A 21,095-nucleotide genomic window follows, 5' to 3' on the forward strand; every position below is an offset into this window, starting at 1 on the left:
CACCTGTACCGACACGGGGGCACAATGCCCCCTTGTTTTTTGAAGAGACCCCATGAAACTGTCCGAGATTTCTCCCCAGCGCTGGATGCTGCTGATCGCCTTGTCGGGCATCGGCATGCTGGTGTTTGGCCTTTATTTGCAACACGTCGTGGGCCTGAACCCTTGCCCCATGTGCATCGTGCAGCGCTATGCCCTGATCGGCGTGGTCGTGCTGGCCTTGGTCGGCTGGCGCTTGCGTGGCTGGGCCTTGGCGGTGTCGGGTTTGCTGTTGACGCTCTCGGCCGGTTTTGGTGCTTTCACGGCGGCTCGCCAAAGCTGGTTGCAGTGGTATCCGCCCGAAGTCGTGACTTGCGGGCGCGACTTTTACGGCATGGTCGAAAACTTCCCGTTAAATCGCGCCATCCCCATGATCTTCAAAGGCAGCGGCGACTGCAGTAAGGTGGACTGGACCTTTCTGGGCGGCTCGATCGCCAATTGGTCCTTCGTCTGTTTTGTGCTGTTTGGCCTCTTGGGTTTGTGGGTGGCCATCCAGTCTCGCCGCCCGGCTCAGGCCGCATAACTGAGCGGCACCGCTGTGGTGAATTTGAGCTCTTCCATGGCAAAGCTGGAGCTCACATCGGACAGCGGCACCGCCTGAATGAGCCGCTTGTACACCTGGTCGTAAGCGGCAATGTCGGGTACCACCACTTTGAGCAGGTAGTCCACATCGCCGCTCATGCGGTGGGCTTCGACGATTTCGGCAATGCCGTGCACCGCAGCGCGAAACTTTTCCAGCCAGGGCACATCGTGCTCTCGTGTGCGCACCGACACAAACACCGTCACGCCCAGGTTCACCTGGTGCCGGTCCACCAGGGCCACTTGCCGGGCCAAAATGCCCAACTCCTTGAGCCGTTGCACCCGCCGCCAGCAAGGTGTGGGCGTCAGGTGCACGGCGGCGGCCAACTCGTTGACGGGCCAGTCGCTGCGCTCTTGCAGCAGGTCGAGGATTTTCCGGTCAATGGCATCAAGTTTGTGCTTCATGGCCGGATTGTAGAAAAGCATTCCAAAAACTGGGTATTTCGAGGCAAAAAAAGCAATTGCATGCTGTCTGTTTGGTGGCAAACTTCTGTTTTCAATCGACAAAGATGGATGGCATGAAAAAAATCGGTCTGATCGGGGGCATGAGCTGGGAGTCCACCGCCCTGTATTACCAGCACATCAACCGCGAAGTGGCGCGACGCCGTGGCGGACTGCATTCGGCGCCCTTGCATTTGGTCAGCCTGAATTTTCAGGAAATTGCCGACCTGCAAAAGCAGGGCGACTGGGCGCGCATGACCGAGATCCTGCAAACGGCGGCCCGCCAGCTCGAGCACAGCGGGGCCGAGGCCTTGCTCATTTGCACCAACACCATGCACCGCATCGCGCCGCAAGTGCAAGCGGCCTGTGCTGTGCCTTTGCTGCACATTGCCGACGCCACGGCCGACGCCGTGCTGGCCGCCGGTTTGAGCCAAGTGGGCTTGCTGGGCACCCGCTTCACCATGGAGCAAGCCTTCATGCGCGACCACCTGGCCGCTCGCGGCATTCAGTGCCTGGTGCCCGAGGAGGCGGGGCGAGCCGAAGTGCACCGCATCATTTTTGAAGAACTGTGCCGGGGCCAGGTGCTGGCCGCCTCACGCCAGAACCTGATCGCGCAGGTGCAGCAGCTGGCCGCACTTGGCGCGCAAGGCGTGATCCTGGGCTGCACCGAGCTGACCATGAGCCTGCAGCCTGGCGATGGGGGTTTGCCTGGCTTTGACACCACGGCCTTGCACGCCATGGCCGCCGTGGATTTTTGCCTGTCCTGAGGTGCGCGCATGTGTCAACTGATGGGCATGAGCTGCAACAAACCTGCGGCCACCACGTTTTCATTCACCGGCTTTTCGGCCCGTGGCGGCCTGACCTCTGACCACATTGACGGCTGGGGCATCGCTTTTTACGACGGTAAAGGCTGCCGGGTTTTTCAGGACGACCAACCGGCCAGCCATTCCCCTTTGGCCGATTACGTGAGGCGCCACCCCATCAAGTCCAAAGTGGTGGTGGCGCATGTGCGCAAAGCCACGCAAGGGGATGTGCAGTCGGCCAATTGCCACCCGTTTCAACGCGAATGGCTGGGCCGCACCTGGGTGTTTGCGCACAATGGCGATCTGCGCGACTTCCAGGCCCCCAGCGGCTGCCAGGACATGCCCGTGGGCAGCACCGACAGCGAGCGCGCGTTTTGCGCCATCATGAGTCACTTGCGCAGCCACTTCAAAGACCGCCTGCAGCCGCCCGAATGGCCCGAGCTGGCCCCGGAGCTGGCCCGCATCACCTCCGAGCTGGCGGGGTATGGCAACTTCAACATGCTGCTCAGCGATGGCCACGCCCTGTATGCCCATTGCTCCACCAAGTTGCACCTCTTGACCCGGCATCACCCCTTTCCCCATGCGCGCTTGGTCGACCGCGACATGAGCCTGGACCTGGGGCCGCTGAACGCCGAGGGCGACATCATGAGCTTGCTGGCCACCGAACCCTTGACGCTGGACGAGCCCTGGCAAGCTTTGCGCACGGGCGAGTTTGTCGCGGTGGTGGGTGGCCAGGTGGTTTGGCAAGAGGTTCACTCCGGCACGCGGGCTTTTCCCGTGGCCTTGCCGATCACCGGACTGCGGGAGTCAACCCCCGCTTGAAGAGCTGACGAGCGGGCTTGTTGACCTGATGAGCGGGCACGAGGACCTGGCCAGCGAACTTGTAGCCTGGCGGCTCTGTGGCCATTCGCGGTGACAATACCGGCACTTCTTGATGCCTCTGCATGTCTGCCCCTGTTCACACCCTCGTTAGCCCTTCGGTTGACTCACCCATTCCACCGCCCGTGCCCCATGTGGTGCTGGTCATCACCAAAGGCGAAGCCGGTGGGGCGCAAACGCATGTGCTGGAGCTGTGCCGCGCCCTGCAAGGCCGGGTGCGCTTCACCGTGGTGATTGGTGGCAACGACACACACAGCGTGCTGGGCCAGGCCCTGAAGGGCTTGGGCATCGCTGTGCTGGCGCTGCCAAGTTTGCAAAATTCGCTCAACCCCCTGAAGGTGCTGGCCTCGGTGCGGGCCTTGCTGGCGCATGTGCGCGTGCTGCAGCCCGATGTCATCCACGCACACAGCGCAGTGGCGGGGGTGATCGCACGCCTGGCGGGCAAGCTGCGGCAAATTCCGGTGGTCTACACGGTGCACGGCTTTGGCTTCAAGCCGCAAGCGCCTTGGCTGATCCGCACCAACGCCTGGCTGGCCGAGGCGGTGCTGGCCGCCTGGACCACGCGCATGGTTTGTGTGTCGGCCTACGAAAAAGAATTGGCCGCGCGTTTGCCCATGCCGCCCGAGCGGGTGAGCGTGGTGCACAACGCGCTGGCCGATGTGCCCTGGCGCAGCGACATGGGCGCCCAACCGCCGCGCCTGGTCATGGTGGCCCGCATGGCCGCGCCCAAGCGGCCCGATGTTTTGATCGAGGCCCTGGCCCTGCTGGCACCACTTGGCCTGCAGCCGGGCACCCGGATTTTGGGTGGCGGGCCGGACCTGGCCCGCCACCAACAAGCCGCCGCCGCTATGCCGCACATCCGGCTGGAGGGCGATGTGAGCGACGTGGCCGAGCGCCTGGCGCAGCACCAGATCTTTGTGCTCTTGTCCGACCACGAGGGCCTGCCGATTTCCATTTTGGAAGCCATGCGCGCGGGCATGGCGATCGTGGCCACGCGTTTGCCTGGCATCGAAGAAATGCTCACACACGAGCAAAGCGCCTGGCTGGTGCCCAACAGCCCGCAGGCCGTGGCCGATGCGCTGCAGACCCTGCTGGCCGATGCGCCCTTGCGACAGCGTCTGGGCCAAGCGGCACGCGCGCGCTACGAGGCGCAGTTTCAGCCCCAGGCCATGGCCGAGCCGGTGCTGGCCATTTACCAGCAAGCGCCCTTGATGGACACCGCCCGTTGGCCCATGACGCGCCCGCGCCGCCACACCCAGCAACTGGCCTCGCAGCAAGCGCACCGCCAAAGCGCCCACTTGGTCTGGAGCCTGCTGGGCTTGGCGATGATCGGCCTGGCCTACGCCATCAGCCAGGCGCTGATGGCCAGTGGCCTGGCCACGGTGGACTTTGGCCGCACCGTGCTGGCCAGCCTGGTGCCTTATGCGCTGGCGGCGCACCTGTTGTACCGGGGGGCGCACGTGCCTGCGGCCGAGCGCGGCCCGCTGCTGCTGGTCACCACCGGCTTGCCGTTTTGGCTCACGCCCCTGGCTTTTGCCTTGCTGCAGCAGCCCTATTCACGCGGCGCTTTGCTCTTGACCTATGTGCTGAGCACCTTCTGGTTTTGGCTGGCCGACCAGTGGTTTTTGCGCCACCGCCCCTGGCGTCTGGTGTACCAGGACCCGCGTGTGCCCGGCCTCTTGGCCCCTTGGCTGCCCGAGCCCAGCGGCCAGGGCCTGCCGCGCATCCGTTTGCTGCCCTGGCCCGAGCAGGGCATGCCACCTGGCACGGCGCTGGCGTGTGACGGCGCGGTCGTGCCTTCAGCCCCACCGAGTCCCGAGCGCCACCGCTTTTTGACCGCGCTCAAGCTGCAGCACATTCGCCTGTACAGCCCCGAAACCTTGCAGCAAAGCCTGACCGGGCGCATGTCGAACGAGACCTTGCAAAACGAGCTGTGGCAAACCGATGGCAACCCGGCGTACGACCTGGCCAAGCGCCTCATCGATGTGAGCGTGGTGCTGGCCTTGCTGCCGCTGTGGCTGCCACTGGCGCTCTTGGTGGCGGTGGGTGTCAAGATCGACTCGCCCGGCCCGGCCTTGTTCAGCCAGCGGCGCACCGGCATGCATGGCCAAAGTTTCCGGATCTGGAAGTTCCGCAGCATGCGCCACGAAACGCAACTCGCCCCCCAGTTCGCGCAGGCCAACGACCCGCGCATCACCCGATTTGGGCATTGGATTCGCCGCACCCGGCTCGATGAAATTCCGCAGCTGTTCAACGTGATCATGGGTCAGATGAGCCTGATCGGCCCGCGCCCCGAGCAAGACGGTTTTGTGCAGCAGTTTGCCGAACTCATGCCCAGCTACCCCTACCGCCACCTGGTGCGCCCCGGCCTGACCGGCTGGGCCCAGGTGCAGCAAGGCTATGCGGCCAGCGCCGATGAAACCGCCATCAAACTCAGCTACGACCTTTACTACATCACGCACTACAGTCTGGCCATGGATTTGCTGATCGTGTTCAAAACCATCCAGACCGTGCTGACCGGGCGCGGTGCGCGCTGAGCCTGCCCATGCCCACGTCCATCCCTCGCCAAGTTTTGTTGTTGACCGAAGAGTCCGGTGTGGGCGGGGTGCAGACCACGCTGCATTGGCTCGAATCGGGTTTGGCCGCGCGCGGCTGGCAAGTCACGCGGCTGCCGGTGCGGCGCGGCCGTCCCTCGCTGTGGGCCTGCTGGCAGGCGGCGCGGCGGGCACAGGTGCTGGTGGCCTCCAACAATTTCCGGCCAGCCTATGCGGCGGTGGCCTTGGCTTGGTTGGCCCGCAGGCCCAGCGTGGTCTGGGTGCACGGCCCTTTGCAGGAGGTGCTGCAGCAGGCCGGGGCCTCGCGCCTGAAAACCGGCTGGCTGCGCACGGTGTACACAAGGGCCAGCCAACTGGTGTGCGCCTCACAGACCTCGTGCGACAGCTTGGTGCGCGTGATGACAGATGCTGAGGGCGAGGCCGCGAGTGCCGTCCAGTCCCGCCTGCGCGTGATCCGCAACCCGGCGGTCTTGCCCGGTGCGGGCCAAGATGACGCCGCCATGCCCGCCACCAAGTCCGCCAGCGAGGTGATCGCTTTGGGTTTCGTCGGCCGTTTGTCGCCTGAAAAACAGCCTTTGCAATTGCTGCCCATGCTGCGCCTTTTGCCTGCCGTCTGCCAACTGCATGTGGTGGGCGATGGCGAGTTGATGGGGGCCATGCGCAGCGCCGGGCAAGACCTGCTGGCCCAAGGCCGCTTGCACCTGCACGGCCAGCAAACCGTGAGCGCACAGACCTACCGGGCCTGGCGGGCCACGGTGCTGTGCTCGCGCTATGAGGGTTACCCCATGACGGCGCTGGAGTCGCTGGCCTGCGGCGTGCCCTGCGTGAGCACGCCCATCCCCGCGATGCAGGAAATGCTGGGCACGCAGGCCCCGCTCTGGTTGGCACACGATGAAAGCCCCGCTGCGCTGGCCGAGGCGGTGCAGCGCTGCCTGGCGCAAGCGCCGGCTGATCGGCAAGCGGCCATCGACCACTTGCAGCAACTGCACCGCCTTGAGACCTTTGTGCAGGCTTGGGACGAGCTGCTCACGCGGCTGCTGCACAGAGCTGGGCAGGGGCCAAAAAAGCAAGCCTTGAAGCTGGAAGCTTCGCGCGTTGAGCCGCCTTCGGGAGGCCGGTCGTGATCACCGTTCACTTTGTGCACGGCGCACGTTCCTATTTACCCGAGCTGGCCGCTTACCAGGCCCACATCGAAGGCCTGGGCCACGCCGTGCAGATGCACACCCAAGCCCACACCGTGCCGGGTGACGCCCGGGCCGTGTGGTGGATTTGCGGCCGCGTGCCGAGTGACCAAGCCCGGCGCTTCAAAGGCGCGGTGCAGGTGCACGAATACGCCTCGGCCAGCGTGGCCCCCTTGGCCTGGCTCAAGGACCGCATCAAACAGTGGCAGCACCCGGTGCCCGACTTTCGGGTGTTCCAAAGCGAGTGGGTGCGACAGCGCATGGGCTTTGGCGACAACGCGCCTGGCGCTGTGCCCTACGCCCTGCGGGACATGGGCGTGCCCGACGCTTTTTTCATGGCGCAAGCGCTGCAGCCACCCGATTTTGATCTGGTCTATCTGGGCGAGATGAGCCGTTTATTGCACTTTGTGCCGCTGCTGCACACCCTGAGGCAAGCGCGGTTGAGCTTGCTGCTGGTGGGCGATGTGCCCCCGGCTTTGCAAGCGCGCCTGGCCACGCTGGGCCACATTCAGAGCACCGGGCGTGTGCCGCAAGACCAGGTGCCTGCGCAACTGCTGCGAGCCCGTGCGGGCCTGAACCTGATGCCCGATGTGCTGCCGCTGTCTGAGCAAACCTCCACCAAGATGCTGGAGTACCTGGCGCTGGGCTTGCCCGTGATCAGCAACCCCTATGCCTGGGCGCAACGCACCGCGCTGGCCCATGCCGGGCGGGTGCAATTGCTGGACGTGCAGGCCACAGCCGCGCAATGGCAAGCGGCCGTAAAAGCACTGCCCCAGCGCCAGACCGATCGCCAACACCTGCAGTCCTTGTGCTGGTCGCAGCAGCTGCAAGGCTTGCCGGTGTGGGCCGCCTTGTTTGGGGCTGACAGATGAAGCGCTGGAACTTGTTGCAGTCCTTGCCCCGCGCCACCGCACCCGCTGCCTTGGGCAGCCTGGTGTCGTTGGCGGCCCAGGGTTTTTTGGCGCTGGTGCTGTTTCGGTTGTTCAGCCCCGAAGAGGTGGGGGTGTTTTCTGCCACCAGCCAACTGGCCTTTTTCTGGGCCAGCCTGGCGCTGGCGCAAAGCCCTTTGAGCCTGCTGGCCGAGCGCCACCAGGAGCCCCGCGCCGCCGCTCGCCGCGCCTGGCGGCAAAGCGCTTGGCGCTTGTTGTGGCTGGCCCCAGTGGCGGCGCTGGGGGCGTTTTGGTCGGGTTTGGGCGATGCAGCGCAGGTCTGGGCTTGGGCCGCCGCCTTGGGCCTGACGCAACTGAGTTGGCTGCTCGCGCAAAGCCTGACCTTGCGGGTGGGCAGCCGCTGGTCCATGGGCTTGGTGCGCATGGTGCCGCCCGTGCTGGCCGCTGCTGCGGCGGTGCTGGGGGTTGTGCTTTTTCCCGAACGTGGAGAGGGCCTCGAATTGCCCGTGCTTTTGGTGTCGGCCTGCTTGGGCTATCTGGCTGGGGCCCTGTGGATGCGGCTGGCTTTTCAACCAGCGTCTCCTGTTGGTGTGGCTTTGGCAGCCGTTGCAGGCAGCGACTTGCAGCCCGCCCAGAACGCTGCGCCGACTTCTTCAGACCCGCGCAGCGCCCGACTCAAGATGCTGCACACCCTCACCGACGGCCTGGCTGCCACGGCACTGGCGCTCAGCTGGCCAGCGCACTACGGCGCACAAGAAGCGGGCTGGATGCTGGCGCTGCTGCGCATCTTGAGCTTCATCCCGGCGCTGGTGCACACGGCTTGGGCGCAGGTGGTGCTCAGCAGCGATACCCCAGTTCGGCTGCGCCCGCTGCAGGTGGCTTGGGCCGCATCGGCGCTGGTGCTGGGCGTAGGGGGCTTGGCCCAGTTGGCGCTGACATGGGGCTGGCTCGACGCGCGTTGGCAAGGCCTGTCGGCCTATGTCTGGCCTCTGGTGCTGTGGCAAACGGCCGCCTGCTTTGTGGCCGCACATGCGCACCTGCCCTTCCAAAAAGGCCTGGCTGTCCAACACGCGTGGCTGTGTGTGGCCATGAACGCGGGCTTCATCGCCTTGTGCGTGGTCTTGCCCTGGTCCATCCCATTGAGCGCCAGCACGCACATGGCCTGGCTGTCGGCCTACATGCTGCTGAGCCTGGCGGGTTTGACGCTGTGGGTGGCCAAGCGCTGAGGGCGTATTTGGGCCGCCGATGGGTCAAAGATCTTCGATGTCTCTCACCCCCAGGCCCGTGGCCTGGGCAATGGCAGCCAAAGGCAGGCCTTGGGCTTTGAGGTTGCGGGCCACTTCTTGAATGCCCTCTGCCTTACCTTCAGCCTTGCCCTCCGCCTTGGCGTCTTTGATCACAGTGGCCTCTAAGCGCAGTTTGTCCATGTGGATGTGGTAGGCCTCAAGTTCTTCCGGCGTGAAAGCGCCGACCTCCACCAAATCCATGGCGCTGCGAATTTCCGGGTCTTCGGCCAAGTCTTGCACGGCTTGGTCATTGCGGCCCACTTCACTCAAAAAACGCAGCCATTTCACCTGCATGCGCCGGTCGGTCTGGCTTCTGGGTTTGAATTTGGGCAGCTCAATGAATACAAATTCCAGACCTTTGAGCACACGCAGACTGTCTTGCAGGCTGACAATTTTGTAGTGGTGGTGGTAGTTGTCGGTCTCAAAGTCAAACACCTGGTTGGTCAGGGCCAGGGCGTAAACGGGCTTCAAGCTGGCGTAGTCCTGCCCGCTGCGCAGCTGCTTGACATAGGCGTTGCTGGCCGAAAACACGATGCGCTGCTCAAAGCTGGTGCTCCAGAGCATCTGCATCTCCACAATGAAAATGCGCCCCCGGGTGTCTTGGCATTTGACATCGACGATGGAGTTCTTGAACAGCCCAGGCAACTCTGGCACTTGCTCCGGGGTGAGGTACTCCAGGCTTTCAATCAGACCATCGTCGGGCAGGGGCAGCACGGCGTTCAAGAAGCTTTTGAGCAAGTCCGCATGCTGGCCAAACACGCGCTTGAAGGCCAAATCGATCTTGGGGTCTAGGTAGCGGCTGGCCATGAGGGTTTCTCCTTGGAGGACGAGCCGTGATTATCCGGGAAGCAGAGGGTGTACGCCTTTTGTGCTGTTTGTAACGGTCAAGTTTTGCCGAAAACATCGGCGGGACATCGAGTGGTGGACATGATCTGGGTCTGAGGTGGTGATGCACGGTTTTCTTAGGTTTTCTTAGAGACTGGAATATAGATCCGGTCCGATGAAGTTGACATGAAAGTGCAGGCTCTGTTTTTGTCATCCCGGGCGAAGACCCGGGATCCAGTGTGGACCCCCGCACTTTGCAAAGGTCGGCTTTGCGCTCTGGATTCCTGAAATTGAAGTTTCGTCCCGACATTTTCAAACTTCACTGGGTTGGATCAATTGATAGATCTAATATTTGCTCTATTTTGATATTCAGCAAAATTTTGAGCTTCGCAAGGCTGATCTGGTTTTGCTTGACCCGCTTGTTTGCCTCTGGCCGGGCTTGCGCATTCACCCGCCGCCCCAAAGCCTGTGCTCCAGCAAATTTGCACACACACGTCCACGCCCGCCGCAAACCAGACTGGCTGCGCCTTGAAGTGCTGCGCCTCAAAGCCCACATGCCCCGATCTGGTTGCCGCGCTGTGGCCCATACCTTCAATCGCTTGCATCCCGGCGTCAGCGTGGGCAAAACCTTTGTGGCCGATCTCATCGCATCACACCAAAGGCAGATTGCCGATCTGCGCCGCCAGATCAGATCGGCCAAACCGCGCACTGTGGCGGTCAACGACACATGGGCCATGGACATGACGTTCTTCACCGACGATCACAAAACGACCCATGCGGCCATTGGCCTCATCGACCACGGATCACGCATGGCGCTGCGCCTTCAAGTGCTCAGTCGGCGGTGCAGTTGGTCCATGCTGGGGCATTTGTGCCTGGCCATTGCCCAGCACGGCAAACCCCACAAGTTGCGCACAGACAACGAGGCGGTGTTCAACAGTTGGTTGTTCAACGCCTTCTTGAAAATCGTTGGCATCCAACACCAGACCACCCAGAAACACGCGCCCTGGCAAAACGGCAGGATCGAGCGATTGTTCGGCACGCTCAAGCCGCTGCTCAGGCAACTGGTTATTCCCAATGGCGGTGCACTGCAAAGCGCGCTCAACGAATTCAAGGATTTCTACAACCACATCAGGCCCCACCAAAACTTGCACGGGCTTACGCCGTCTGAACACTTTGCAGGGCTCAGGCCAACGGACATCCAGCAAATGCCGATCAAGGAAGTGACACCAGTGCAAGCCCTGGCGGGTTTGATGCGCGGTTACTGGATCAGGAGGTAGACCAGTCCGAGCCAGTCTTCAAATCAACTCAAACAGCACTGTCCGCAAGGGGCAGGGGCAATGCCTGCGCGAGTGGCAGACTTTGTGCAAAAAGCAGGCGCAGCGCAGTCGAAAAAGTGCAACAACCCCATTAAAAAACTGCCCTGAGAAGCTGATCTTTGAAAAAAACAGGGGTTGAATTCGACGCCCCAAGTGTTGCGGACACTTGGACGGGTTTGCCCGCTGCGTCCAGCCTGGGGGTGCCGTCTTCATTGCGGCTGTCGCCTCGCACGGTGGCGCTGACCGAATAGCTGCTGGCGTCAAATTGCGCGGTATTTTGCAGGTCTTGCATGTCCAGGCCGCCTGCGCTCTTGAAGCTGTTTTTGTTGTTGTCGATGGCCGCTTGTGTGCTGGTGATTTGTGCGCCCGTGAGGGTGGTTTTGCCTTGCACATCGATGTCAAAGCCACCGTCGCCTGCGCGGATGGCGGTTTGTTCGCCCACGCTTTGGTAGTTGCTGTTGATGTCGGTGCTGCTGTGGCTGAAACTGGCGCTGGCTGAGCCGCCGGTGATGGGCACGCTGACCGAGAAGCCGCTGCTTTGGCTCTTGTCTTGGTATTGACTGGTGTCTTGCAGGCTGCTGAGGTTCAGGTTGCCGCCCATGGCGGCGGTGACTTGTTCGCCATGGACCACCACGCCCTTGTAGGTGTTGTCCCCGCCCGAGGTGATGCTGACGGTGTTGCCTGACAGCTGGGTGTTGGTGTTTTGCACCGTCTTGTCGCGCACAGCCATCAAGCAGCCACGTGAATTTTTGAAGACCGAGCGTTGCGTATGCAGGTTCATGGTTTGTCAGCGGGTGGCTCATCGACCGATGCTTTTGGCGGCTCTTCGGTTTGATAACTTTGCTTGGATTTTCTCCAGCCTAAGGGGTCGTTGGTGAAGGGGGCTTCGAAACCAAATTTTTTGGCTAATCCACCATACGCCGCTGTGTAACCAAGCAATCCACCGATTAAAGATAAAGTCCAAAACCAAAACCCTTCCCATTCATCGAAAAAATACGCGCAACCCCAAATGATTGCAACACCAGTACATCCAAGCACATCGGATCCACGTTCAGTTATGTGGCCGTCTTTGAAGAAATATTGGAAAAACTTCATTTCAAAACCTCCTTCAATTCATTGATCAGCGGGGCATATAGAGGATATTTTTTAACCAATATTTCTGCTGGCACACCAAGTAAAAGTTGCTCCTGAAAAACTTGCTTTAAATCAGGCCTTGCCACCTGCTCCACCGCATCCGCGCCCACCCCAATCACAGTGGCCCCAACAGCCACCGCGCCCGTGACGGGCTTGAGGGCGGGCGGCACCACTGCTGTTGCCGCTGTTGCTCCCGATCCGATCACGCCGGCCTGACGGCTGGTATCGGCGGCCACGTCGGCAATCGCTTGTTTTGCCGTTTGCGGCAACTCTGGCAGCGTTGATTGTTGCGCCCCCACACCCGACTTGCACACCAAATCGTTGTTGCCGCAAGCGGCGGTCTTTGTTTGGTCGTTGGGTGTGTTTGTCAGTTTGGGCCCATTGAGCGCCGCATTGCTTGGCGAATAGGGGCTTTGACCGGGAATGTATTGAAACCCATCCCGGGTGTTGTCGATGATCCAGCTTTGCAGCTGAGCGTTAGCCTGACCGGGCACTTCCATCACTGCCGGGCCTTGCGCTGTTTTGGGCATGCCGGGGTCGTCTTTGAGGCTTTTTTCGATGTCGGCCGTGTTGGTCAGCACCGTGACCGTGTTGGGCAGCTCATTGGTCTTGGCGTTGCCCATCAGGCGCATTTGTTCTTCGATGTCCTCTTGCGTATAGGCGCTGCCATCGGGTTTGGTCAAGCCCATTGCCTTCGCTTTGGCGGTCAGCTCCCGGGCTTTCTTGCGTTCATCCGGATGCAACTGCCGATTGCTCGTATCCGTATTGAACGCAGAGCCCCCGCCCACGGTGCCGCCTGCCGCTGTGCCTACCGTTCCTGCAGTGGCCATGCCTGCGCCTTGGCTGAACATTTGCGCGGCGTCTGGGCTCATGCCCAGCTCGATCAATTTGTCCTTGAGTTCGTCCTGAATGCTGTTGAGCTTGTCTGCGGCCAGCGAGATGCCGCCTGAGGCCAGTGCACCTGCGCCACCTCCGCCCAGGCCGCCAATGGCAAAGTGCCCGGCTGCGCGGTACGTGCCGCCTTCGCGCCACTTGTCTGCTTCTTCGTGTTTGCCCAAGTCGCGCAGCTCTTTTTCTTTGTTGGTGGCGAAGTCGCCCCAAGCCTTGCTTGCGTTCTTGCCAAACTCGGCCGTGATGGCCACCTGGCCTTGCACATCGGCCTTGGTCTTGGCTGCGTCAAACAGGGGTTTCAGGCCGGTTTCTTGGTCGCCGGTGCGGGCTGAGGTGTTGCCTGCCACGCCGCTGATGCCGGAGGTGCTGGTGCTGCTGCCTTGGCCGCTGTCCGAGCCAAAGCCAAAGCTGCCTTCGGGTTTGCCTTTGGTGGTTTTGGCTGCTTTGTCCGCCACGGGGGTGCCGTCCTTGCTTTGACCGTCTTCTTGGCTGCTGCCTTCTTTTTTGGCGTTTTGGCTTCGGCTGTCGCCTCGCACGGTGGCGCTGACCGAATAGCTGCTGGCGTCGAATTGCGCGGTGTTTTGCAGGTCTTGCATGTCCAGGCCGCCTGCGCTGTTGAAGCTGTTCTTGCCGCCCTGCACGGCCTTGTCGGTGCTGGTGATTTGTGCGCCCGTCAGGGTGGTTTTGCCTTGCACATCGATGTCAAAGCCGCCGTCGCCTGCGCGGATGGCGGTTTGTTCGCCCACGCTTTGGTAGTTGCTGTCGATGTTCGTTTTGCTGTGGCTGACACTCGCGCTGGCTGAGCCGCCGGTGATGGGCACGCTGACCGAGAAGCCGCTGCTTTGGCTCTTGTCCTGGTATTGGCTGGTGTCTTGCAAGCTGCTGAGGTTCAGGTTGCCGCCCACGGCGGCGGTGACTTTGTTGCCGCTGGCGGTGGCGCCTTGCATGGTGGTGTCGCCGCCGCTGCTCATGGTGAGGGTGCCGCCTGCTTGCACACGGGTGTTGGTGCTGCTTTGGCTGGTGCCATCGGCCTGGCCTTTGGCGCGGCTTGCGCTGGCGGTTGCACTGATGCCTGCGCCGGAGAAGCTGGCCCCCACGCTGCCACTGCTGCTCTTGTTTTGGCTGCTGTGCTCGCTGGTGTTGCCTGCGGCCAGGAGCTTGATGTCCCGGTCGGCGTTCAAGTTGATGTCTTCGGTGGCGATGACTTGGCTGCCTTCGATCACGATGTTGCCTGCGTTGGCTGTTTTGTCGTTGGTGTTGGTCGTGCCGTCAGGGTTGGGTTTGGGGTTCCTGGCCGTCACGTTCACACTGCCGGCGCTCACGACTTGGCTGCCCACGGCGGTGGTGCTTTTGTCTTGGGAGGAGGCGCTGCTTTTGCTGGAGCCCAGGCTGACGCTGACGCTGATGTCGGTGGCTTTGCCCGGTTCTTTGAGGAGGTCTTTGGCCTGGTTGTAGGTGTTGTAGGCGGCCAGTGCACCCGCGGCCCCGGCCAGGCCTTGCATGCGGCTGGAGCTGGTGTTGCTGGCGGCATGGCTCAGGGTTTGGCCGGTGCTCACCGCCCCTTGCACGGCGCTGACCACGGTGCTGCTCAGGGCCACGGTCACGCCGCTTTGTTGGGCTTCGAACTTGGTGCGTTGGTCGAGCGTGTCCAGGCCGCTGGTGACGCTGACGCTTTGGCCGGACAGGTTGATGTCGCGGGGATTAGTGGCCAGTAGGGGGTCTTTGGCGTTGGCGTCTTGCAGGCGCTCGAGCCAGGCTTTGGCTTCTTTGGTTTCTTTTTCTGTTGCGGTGCCGTTGGCCACTTTGGCGGCGGCGATTTCTCCGGCGCTGGTGGTGGCCAGGATGGTGCCGCTGATTTTGTTGTCCTTGCCCGCGCTGACGCTGACGCTGCCAAACTCGCTGCCCACCAAGCTCATGCCCTGGCTTTGGCTGGTGGCGTCGAGCCAGGCTTGGCTCTTTTGTGAGCTGGAGCCGATGTGGATGCCAAAGCTGCCACTGCCGGTGATGCCGCTGGTGCGGTTGCTGTCCTCGGTGTACTTGGTTTCGGTGTTGGTGGCCGCTTGGATGGTCACGTTGCCTGTGGCGGCCAGGTTCACATCACCGGCTGCGCTGACGGCCGAGCCGGTCATGTTCAGGTCACCGCCAGCGACCACGTTGATTTGGTCTGCGCTCACGCTGGTGCCCACTTGGGTGTGGGTTTCGGTGACGGTGTGTTGGGTGATGGTGCTGTTGCCGCCGGTGTTGCTGTGTTTGTCGAACTTGAAAGTGTCGTTGGTGTTGACCTCCTCCACGGTGCCGATGTCGATGTCGCCTTGGGCGAGCAGGTTGACTTGGCCCGCCTTTTGGCTGCCGGGGGTGCCTGCGCTCAGTTGCGCGCCGCTCAGGGTGATGTTGCCACTGTTGGCACTGGCGGAGCGCTCGGGTAGGGCGCTGGTGGGGCTGGCCAGCAGGCCCACTTGGTAGCCCAGCTCTGCGCTCATGCCGGCGATGACGTTGATGTCTTGCCCGGCTTCCACTTTGCCGCCTGCCAGGGTTTGGGTTTGTTCGTCAGTGGTTTGCCAGTGCCTGCCGCCGTTGGGGTTGCCTTGGGTTTCGAGGCTTTCGGTGGTGTTGACTGTGCTGGCGCTCACAGAGACGCCCGCTTGCGCGCTATCGGCGTTCAGCTGTGTGCTGGCACCAATGTTGCCGCTGCTATCTTGAGTAGTGTTTTTTTGCGCGGCCATGATGATTACTTTGTTTATCGGCTTTGAGGTTGGTTGCATGCTAGGGAGTTATCAACAACCCCATCGTCCAATTTCTCGTATGGAAAGCCTTTGATTGCCAACAGAAACTTACCCAAAAGTCCGCCAGTTTCATTTCCTAGGTTGCTCCACTCCTGCAGATTGGTTTCAAAAAACCAATAGTTCGTGTTTGGGACCTCCAGTGGTTTATCGATTTGCTTTTCCTTAGCAAGCCTTAGGGCTTCGACAAAAGGCGGGTACTGAGAAAATCTTTCAAGGTCTTTGAACTTGTTTCTATCGGCTGCAATCCGCCGCTCTAACGCAAAAGCAATCTTCTGGAATTGGATTTTGTCCTCTTCGCTGAAAACAATATCTGGCCAGCTCATTTGGCTCCTCCAACCTTGCCAAGCGGCTTTGGCTCAGTCCACAACGAACGGTTGGGAACAATGGTCTGCTGCGCACCGCCCGCAGCGGTGTAGGTGCCTTGCTCCACAGGTGCCACGGTGCTGGTGAACACTTTGGGAGTTGTGCCGGGTTTTGGCGTGATGGAGTAAGCCTCAAACCCCAGTTGCGCCCCCCGGACGCTTTGTTGTGCTGGCAGCCCCAAACGTTGCCCAATTTCGACAGGGTTGAGTTTACTCATTTCGTCATATTCTGATCTGGTCATGAAATAGGGCGAAGATGCACCCACACCGTCATTGCCTGCTGAATTTCTTGGCACAACTTTGATCAGCTCTTCGTTGGCCGAGACGGTCCGTGCAACAGGTAAAGCGTTACCGGTTTTCAGTACCCCGATTGAATAGTCAAACGCTAATTCTGCCGGCACCCCTGCGGCCTGGTATTCAGAAATCAGCGCTCTAGCTTGTGGCGTTTGCATCACCTCTGGCGTGACATTCAAGCCTTTTGCACCAAACTTGCTGATGTCCTCATAGGAGATTCTGGCCGCTGCGTTGTCGGTCGTATGTTTGGCTGTTCCCGCAGTCGACATACTCCCCACTTTGGCCGCACCCCCAACGCCCAAAGCAAACTCTGCATAACCCGCAGCTTCTGGACTGAGGCCCAAGCCTTGCAGAGCTTGGTTCAGGTAGGTGTTTTCTGGTTGACCGCTGACAGCCTGTTTAAAGCCGGTGATCGCAGCATCAGCACTGATTGTGGCGACCGCCGCATTGGCTACGCAGCCGATACCCGTGGCGCAACTGACAGGGGCTGTGGCCAAACTGCCAGCCACACCAGCACCGCCTAGTAACGCTTGACCAGCACCCAGCGACCTCGTGGTGATCTGGTAAGTGTTGTTGAATTGTTTGGTTGCATCTATGTTCTTGTCACTGAACACACCTTGGGTACTGTATTCGAACAAGCCTTTCTGCGCCTGCAGCTCCTGTCTCTCTGCAGCCATTGCATCGCTACTGCCGGCATCGGCCATGATCTTGAGGGCGTTGTAAGCGGCACTGCCCTCCGGATACTCTGCATAGCACTTGACTAGCGCGCAAGCTGCGGCTGTCAGACGCGCTTCCTTTTGTGGATCACCTTTGGCCAATTCCTTGATCCTCTGCTTCTCCTCCGGATGCAACTGCCGATTGCTCGTATCCGTATTGAACGCAGAGCCCCCGCCCACGGTGCCGCCTGCTGCTGTGCCCAGGGTGCCTGCAGTGGCCATGCCTGCGCCTTGGCTGAACATTTGCGCGGCGTCTGGGCTCATGCCCAGCTCGATCAATTTGTCCTTGAGTTCGTCTTGCAGGCTGTTGAGGCTGTCTGCGGCCAGCGAGATGCCGCCTGAGGCCAGTGCGCCTGCGCCACCTCCGCCCAGGCCGCCAATGGCAAAGTGCCCGGCTGCGCGGTACGTGCCGCCTTCGCGCCACTTGTCGGCTTCTTCGTGTTTGCCTTGGCTGCGCAGCTCGTTTTCTTGGTTGGTGGCGAAGTCGCCCCAAGCCTTGCTCGCGTTCTTGCCAAACTCGGCCGTGATCGCCACCTGGCCTTGCACATCGGCCTTGGTCTTGGCCGCGTCAAACAGGGGTTTCAGGCCGGTTTCTTGGTCGCCGGTGCGCGCTGAGGTGTTGCCTGCCACGCCGCTGATGCCGGAGGTGCTGGTGCTGCTGCCTTGGCCGCTGTCCGAGCCAAAGCCTGCGCTGCCTTCGGGTTTGCCTTTGATGGGCTGGCCCGCTTTGTCCAGCATGGGGGTGCCGTCTTTTTTGCGGCTGTCGCCTTGCACCCTGGCGCTGAGCGAGTAGCTGCTGGCGTCGTATTGCGCGCTGTTTTGCAGGTCTTGCATGTCAATGCCGCCTGCGCTGGTGAAGCTGTTCTTGCCGCCCTGCACGGCCTTGTCGGTGCTGGTGATTTGTGCGCCGGTGAGGGTGGTTTTGCCTTGCACATCGATGTTAAAGCCGCCGTCGCCTGCGCGGATGGCGGTTTGCTCCCCCACGCTTTGGTAGTTGCTGTTGATGTTCGTTTTGCTCACGCTCACGTTGGCCGTGCTGGCCCCTGCACAAATGGGGGGGATGCACAAACTCACACCAACACCTGTGCTGCTTTGTTTTTCTGCATAGGTGCTGGTGTCTTGTAAGCTGGTGAGGATGAGGTCGCCGCCCACGCGGCCTGTGACTTGCTCCGCGCTGGCGGTGGCGCCTTGGAAGGTGGTGTCGCCGCCGCTGTTGAAGGTGAGGGTGCCGCCCGCTTGCAAGCTGGTGTTGGTGCTGCTTTGGCTCTCGCCGTTGGCCTGGCCTTTGGCGCGGCTTGCGCTGGCGTTGATCGTGAAGCCGTTTGCCGCGCCCCCCAAGGCAAAGCCCACCCCCACGCTGGCACTGCTGCTTTGGTTTTGGCTGCTGTGCTCGCTGGTGTTGCCTGCGGCCAGGAGCTTGATGTCCCGGTCGGCGTTCAAGTTGATGTCTTTGGTGGCGATGACTTGGCTGCCTTCGATCAGGATGTTGCCTGCGTTGGCTGTGGCTGGAGCGGGTGTGCCGTCTGGATTGGGTTTGGGATTGCGGGCCGTCACGTTCACACTGCCAGCGCTGATGACTTGGCTGCCCACGGCGGTGGTGCTTTCGTCGTGGGTGGAGCCGCTGCTTTTGCTGGAGCCCAGGCTGATGTCGATGCTGAAGCCGGTCACTTGCTTGGGGTCTTTGAGGATATCGCTGACCTTGTTGTAAGTGTTGTAGGCGGCCAGTGCACCAGCGGCCCCGGCCAGGCCCTGCATGCGGCTGGAGCTGGTGTTGCTGGCGGCATGGCTCAGGGTTTCGCCGGTGCTGGCCGCCTCTTGCACGGCGCTGACCACGGCGTTGCTCAGCGCCACGGTCACGCCGCTTTTTTTGGATTCAAACTTGGTGTCTTGCTCCATGGTGTCCAGGCCGCTGGTGACGCTGACGCTTTGGCCGGACAGGTTGATGTCGCGGGGGTTGGTGGCCAGTTGGGGGTCTTTGGCGTTGGCGTCTTGCAGGCGTTCCAGCCATTCTTTGGCTTCTTTGGCTTCTTCTTTTGTTGCGGTGCCGTTGGCCACTTTGGCGGCGGCGATTTCTCCGGCGCTGGTGGTGCCCACGATGGAGCCGCTGATGTTGTTGTCCTTGCCCGCGCTGACGTTGACGCTGCCAAACTCGCTGCCCACCAGGCTCATGCCCTGGCTTTGGCTGGTGGCGTCGAGCCAGGCTTGGCTCTTTTGTGAGCTGGAGCCGATGTGCAGGCTGAGGCCGCCACTGCTGGTGATGCCGCTGGAGCGTCGGCTGTCCTCGGTGTATCGGGTTTCGGTGTTGGTGGCCGCTTGGATGGTCACGTTGCCTGTGGCGGCCAGGTTCACATCACCGGCTGCGCTGACGGCCGAGCCGGTCATGTTCAGGTCACCGCCAGCGACCACGTTGATTTGGTCTGCGCTCACGCTGGTGCCCACTTGGGTGTGGGTTTCGGTGACGGTGTGTTGGGTGATGGTGCTGTTGCCGCCGGTGTTGCTGTGTTTGTCGAACTTGAAAGTGTCGTTGGTGTTGACCTCCTCCACGGTGCCGATGTCGATGTCGCCTTGGGCGAGCAGGTTGACTTGGCCCGCCTTTTGGCTGCCGGGGGTGCCTGCGCTCAGTTGCGCGCCGCTCAGGGTGATGTTGCCACTGTTGGCACTGGCGGAGCGCTCGGGTAGGGCGCTGGTGGGGCTGGCCAGCAGGCCCACTTGGTAGCCCAGCTCTGCGCTCATGCCGGCGATGACGTTGATGTCTTGCCCGGCTTCCACTTTGCCGCCTGCCAGGGTTTGGGTTTGTTCGTCAGTGGTTTGCCAGTGCCTGCCGCCGTTGGGGTTGCCTTGGGTTTCCAGGCTTTCGGTGGTGTTGACCTGGGCCTTGACGCTGACGCTGTCGCCGATCAGGTTGATGTTTTGTTCGGCGGCCAGGGTGCTGCCGCTGACGCTCACATCGCCCAGTGCGACAGCGCTGACGCTGCCCGAGCCCGAGGAGATGGTGCTGCCCGCAAAGGTTTGGGTTTCTTTGGCGGTGGTGGTTGCTTGCTGGCCAGCTGTGGCCGGTTTGCTTTCGGTGCTCTGGCCCTTGAGGTGCTGGCCGCCGATGTTCAGATTGCCCGCGCTGAGCAGGGCCACGCCTTGCTCGCCTTGGAGGGTGCTGCTGTCAATGGCCATGTCCGAGCCTGATTTCACGCGCACGGTGCCTTGAGCGCTGGTGATGCTGCTTCCCTGGACAAACTGTCCGTTGGTGGTCTCGGTGACCGTCTGGCCGGTGGTTTGGGTCGCGGTGCTGTAGCTGGCGTTGTCACCTGTGCCGTCCACGACCTGCACGGTGGAGGTGGTGTTGGTGGTCTGGGTGTGTGTGGTCTGGACTTGCCCCACGGCGGCGGCGATGGTGACGTTGCCGTCGGCCCGCAGGTCGATGTTGCCGACGCTTTGCAGTTCACTGGCGGTGATGTTGAGGTTTTGTCCGGCCTCGATTTGGATCTGCTGGCCTTGCACCAAAGTGCCGTTAAAGCCATCCTGTGTGGTGCTGGTGGTGGTGGTTTTGTCGATCTGGGGCACCAGCCATTGGTCGGAGGTGCAGATCGTCTGCGCGCTATCGCCTTGTCCTTGTTCGGCGCAACCGCCGGCGAGCATTTGACCGCTTTGAAGGGTGTCGGTTTGGGTTTGGGTGATGGCTGTGGGTGGGCCTTGGATGTAGCCAAGGTCGATCGAGCCATCGGCTTGCATCCGGGCGGTGCCTTGCTGGGCGCTGAAGGTGCTGGCTTTGAGGGCGATGTTGCCGGTCGAGTCCAGTGTGAAGTTGCCGCTGGTGCTTTTGAAGGAGCCGTTGGTCGCTACAACGTCGCCCGTCTTGAGGTTGGCGTCGCCCACCACGCTGATCTTGCCGCGGGTGTTGTCGAGCTGGCCTGCGATATTGGCGTTGAAGGATTGGGCGTTGATTTGGCCGTTGGTGTTGTTCAACCACCCGTCGTGGCTGTTGATGTTGAGGGTGCCGGTGTGGATGCTGGCGTTGCTGTTGTTGATGCCTTGGGCGGCGTTGATGGTCAGGGCGTTGGAGACGACCAGGGGGCCGATGTTGGTGAAGGTGCCGGTGAGCTCGAGCGTGAGGTTGTCGGCTTTGACGC

The 21,095-nt window shown here is 61.6% G+C and carries 15 protein-coding genes; 8 read left to right on the forward strand and 7 right to left on the reverse strand.

Annotated elements, in window-relative coordinates; translation table 11 throughout:
* Nucleotides 1–52: 52 nt before the first annotated feature.
* A complete protein-coding gene (locus QZ190_RS08545; RefSeq protein ID WP_291915346.1) occupies nucleotides 53–559 on the forward strand; it encodes a disulfide bond formation protein B in 507 nt (168 codons plus the stop codon).
* Here the strand turns inward: QZ190_RS08545 and QZ190_RS08550 are convergent.
* A complete protein-coding gene (locus QZ190_RS08550; RefSeq protein WP_291915347.1) occupies nucleotides 547–1,020 on the reverse strand; it encodes an Lrp/AsnC family transcriptional regulator in 474 nt (157 codons plus the stop codon). The two genes, QZ190_RS08545 and QZ190_RS08550, sit on opposite strands and share 13 nt — an antisense overlap.
* 113 nt (nucleotides 1,021–1,133) lie before the next feature.
* On the opposite strand from QZ190_RS08550, the gene QZ190_RS08555 reads away from it, so the two are divergent.
* From QZ190_RS08555 to QZ190_RS08580, 6 genes are all read left to right on the forward strand, one after another.
* The gene (locus QZ190_RS08555; RefSeq protein ID WP_291915348.1) at nucleotides 1,134–1,823 is read left to right on the forward strand and encodes an aspartate/glutamate racemase family protein; all 690 of its coding nucleotides are present in this window, start codon (nucleotides 1,134–1,136) and stop codon (nucleotides 1,821–1,823) included.
* 9 nt (nucleotides 1,824–1,832) lie between these two features.
* Nucleotides 1,833–2,681 (forward strand): class II glutamine amidotransferase, encoded by an 849-nt coding sequence (locus tag QZ190_RS08560; RefSeq protein WP_291915349.1) that lies wholly within the window; start codon nucleotides 1,833–1,835, stop codon nucleotides 2,679–2,681.
* Nucleotides 2,682–2,803: 122 nt separating this feature from the next.
* A complete protein-coding gene (locus QZ190_RS08565) occupies nucleotides 2,804–5,275 on the forward strand; it encodes a sugar transferase (protein ID WP_291915350.1) in 2,472 nt (823 codons plus the stop codon).
* Between the two features lie 8 nt (nucleotides 5,276–5,283).
* Entirely contained in the window at nucleotides 5,284–6,417 is a 1,134-nt protein-coding gene (locus tag QZ190_RS08570; protein WP_291915351.1) for a glycosyltransferase, read from the forward strand.
* On the forward strand, nucleotides 6,414–7,346 hold the full coding sequence (locus QZ190_RS08575) for a glycosyltransferase (protein ID WP_291915352.1): 933 nt from the start codon (nucleotides 6,414–6,416) through the stop codon (nucleotides 7,344–7,346). The genes QZ190_RS08570 and QZ190_RS08575 overlap by 4 nt, the downstream gene beginning before the upstream one ends.
* Complete coding sequence (locus QZ190_RS08580) at nucleotides 7,343–8,590, forward strand: hypothetical protein (RefSeq protein ID WP_291915353.1); 1,248 nt, start codon at nucleotides 7,343–7,345, stop codon at nucleotides 8,588–8,590. The genes QZ190_RS08575 and QZ190_RS08580 overlap by 4 nt, the downstream gene beginning before the upstream one ends.
* 24 nt (nucleotides 8,591–8,614) lie before the next feature.
* Here QZ190_RS08580 and QZ190_RS08585 read toward each other — a convergent pair whose 3' ends face one another.
* Entirely contained in the window at nucleotides 8,615–9,457 is an 843-nt protein-coding gene (locus QZ190_RS08585) for an Rpn family recombination-promoting nuclease/putative transposase (protein ID WP_291915354.1), read from the reverse strand.
* A 500-nt stretch (nucleotides 9,458–9,957) separates the two neighbouring features.
* Between QZ190_RS08585 and QZ190_RS08590 the strand changes: the two genes are divergently transcribed.
* Nucleotides 9,958–10,752 (forward strand): integrase core domain-containing protein, encoded by a 795-nt coding sequence (locus QZ190_RS08590; RefSeq protein ID WP_291915355.1) that lies wholly within the window; start codon nucleotides 9,958–9,960, stop codon nucleotides 10,750–10,752.
* 130 nt (nucleotides 10,753–10,882) lie between these two features.
* Here the strand turns inward: QZ190_RS08590 and QZ190_RS08595 are convergent, their stop codons facing one another.
* From QZ190_RS08595 to QZ190_RS08615, 5 genes are all read right to left on the reverse strand, one after another.
* The gene (locus QZ190_RS08595) at nucleotides 10,883–11,572 is read right to left on the reverse strand and encodes a hemagglutinin repeat-containing protein (RefSeq protein WP_291915356.1); all 690 of its coding nucleotides are present in this window, start codon (nucleotides 11,570–11,572) and stop codon (nucleotides 10,883–10,885) included.
* Nucleotides 11,569–11,886, reverse strand: a complete 318-nt coding sequence (locus QZ190_RS08600) for a hypothetical protein (RefSeq protein WP_291915357.1) — start codon at nucleotides 11,884–11,886, stop codon at nucleotides 11,569–11,571. Before QZ190_RS08600 ends, QZ190_RS08595 begins: the two co-directional genes overlap by 4 nt.
* The gene (locus QZ190_RS08605; protein ID WP_291915358.1) at nucleotides 11,883–15,539 is read right to left on the reverse strand and encodes a hemagglutinin repeat-containing protein; all 3,657 of its coding nucleotides are present in this window, start codon (nucleotides 15,537–15,539) and stop codon (nucleotides 11,883–11,885) included. The genes QZ190_RS08600 and QZ190_RS08605 overlap by 4 nt, the downstream gene beginning before the upstream one ends.
* 14 nt (nucleotides 15,540–15,553) lie before the next feature.
* A complete protein-coding gene (locus QZ190_RS08610; RefSeq protein WP_291915359.1) occupies nucleotides 15,554–15,922 on the reverse strand; it encodes a hypothetical protein in 369 nt (122 codons plus the stop codon).
* On the reverse strand, nucleotides 15,919–21,095 hold a 5,177-nt coding region (locus tag QZ190_RS08615), incomplete at its 5' end, for a hemagglutinin repeat-containing protein (protein ID WP_291915360.1). The genes QZ190_RS08610 and QZ190_RS08615, both read right to left, overlap by 4 nt.

Origin of the sequence: Limnohabitans sp. (assembly GCF_017848645.1) — a bacterium.
Taxonomy (GTDB): Bacteria; Pseudomonadota; Gammaproteobacteria; order Burkholderiales; family Burkholderiaceae_C; genus Limnohabitans_A.

Excerpts from the sequence above, each read along its gene's own strand:
- QZ190_RS08545 (WP_291915346.1), top strand. The coding sequence starts at position 53 with ATGAAACTGTCCGAGATTTCTCCCCAGCGCTGGATGCTGCTGATCGCC.
- QZ190_RS08550 (WP_291915347.1), bottom strand. The coding sequence starts at position 1,020 with ATGAAGCACAAACTTGATGCCATTGACCGGAAAATCCTCGACCTGCTG.
- QZ190_RS08555 (WP_291915348.1), top strand. The coding sequence starts at position 1,134 with ATGAAAAAAATCGGTCTGATCGGGGGCATGAGCTGGGAGTCCACCGCC.
- QZ190_RS08560 (WP_291915349.1), top strand. The coding sequence starts at position 1,833 with ATGTGTCAACTGATGGGCATGAGCTGCAACAAACCTGCGGCCACCACG.
- QZ190_RS08565 (WP_291915350.1), top strand. The coding sequence starts at position 2,804 with ATGTCTGCCCCTGTTCACACCCTCGTTAGCCCTTCGGTTGACTCACCC.
- QZ190_RS08570 (WP_291915351.1), top strand. The coding sequence starts at position 5,284 with ATGCCCACGTCCATCCCTCGCCAAGTTTTGTTGTTGACCGAAGAGTCC.
- QZ190_RS08580 (WP_291915353.1), top strand. The coding sequence starts at position 7,343 with ATGAAGCGCTGGAACTTGTTGCAGTCCTTGCCCCGCGCCACCGCACCC.
- QZ190_RS08585 (WP_291915354.1), bottom strand. The coding sequence starts at position 9,457 with ATGGCCAGCCGCTACCTAGACCCCAAGATCGATTTGGCCTTCAAGCGC.
- QZ190_RS08595 (WP_291915356.1), bottom strand. The coding sequence starts at position 11,572 with ATGAACCTGCATACGCAACGCTCGGTCTTCAAAAATTCACGTGGCTGC.
- QZ190_RS08600 (WP_291915357.1), bottom strand. The coding sequence starts at position 11,886 with ATGAAGTTTTTCCAATATTTCTTCAAAGACGGCCACATAACTGAACGT.
- QZ190_RS08605 (WP_291915358.1), bottom strand. The coding sequence starts at position 15,539 with ATGGCCGCGCAAAAAAACACTACTCAAGATAGCAGCGGCAACATTGGT.
- QZ190_RS08610 (WP_291915359.1), bottom strand. The coding sequence starts at position 15,922 with ATGAGCTGGCCAGATATTGTTTTCAGCGAAGAGGACAAAATCCAATTC.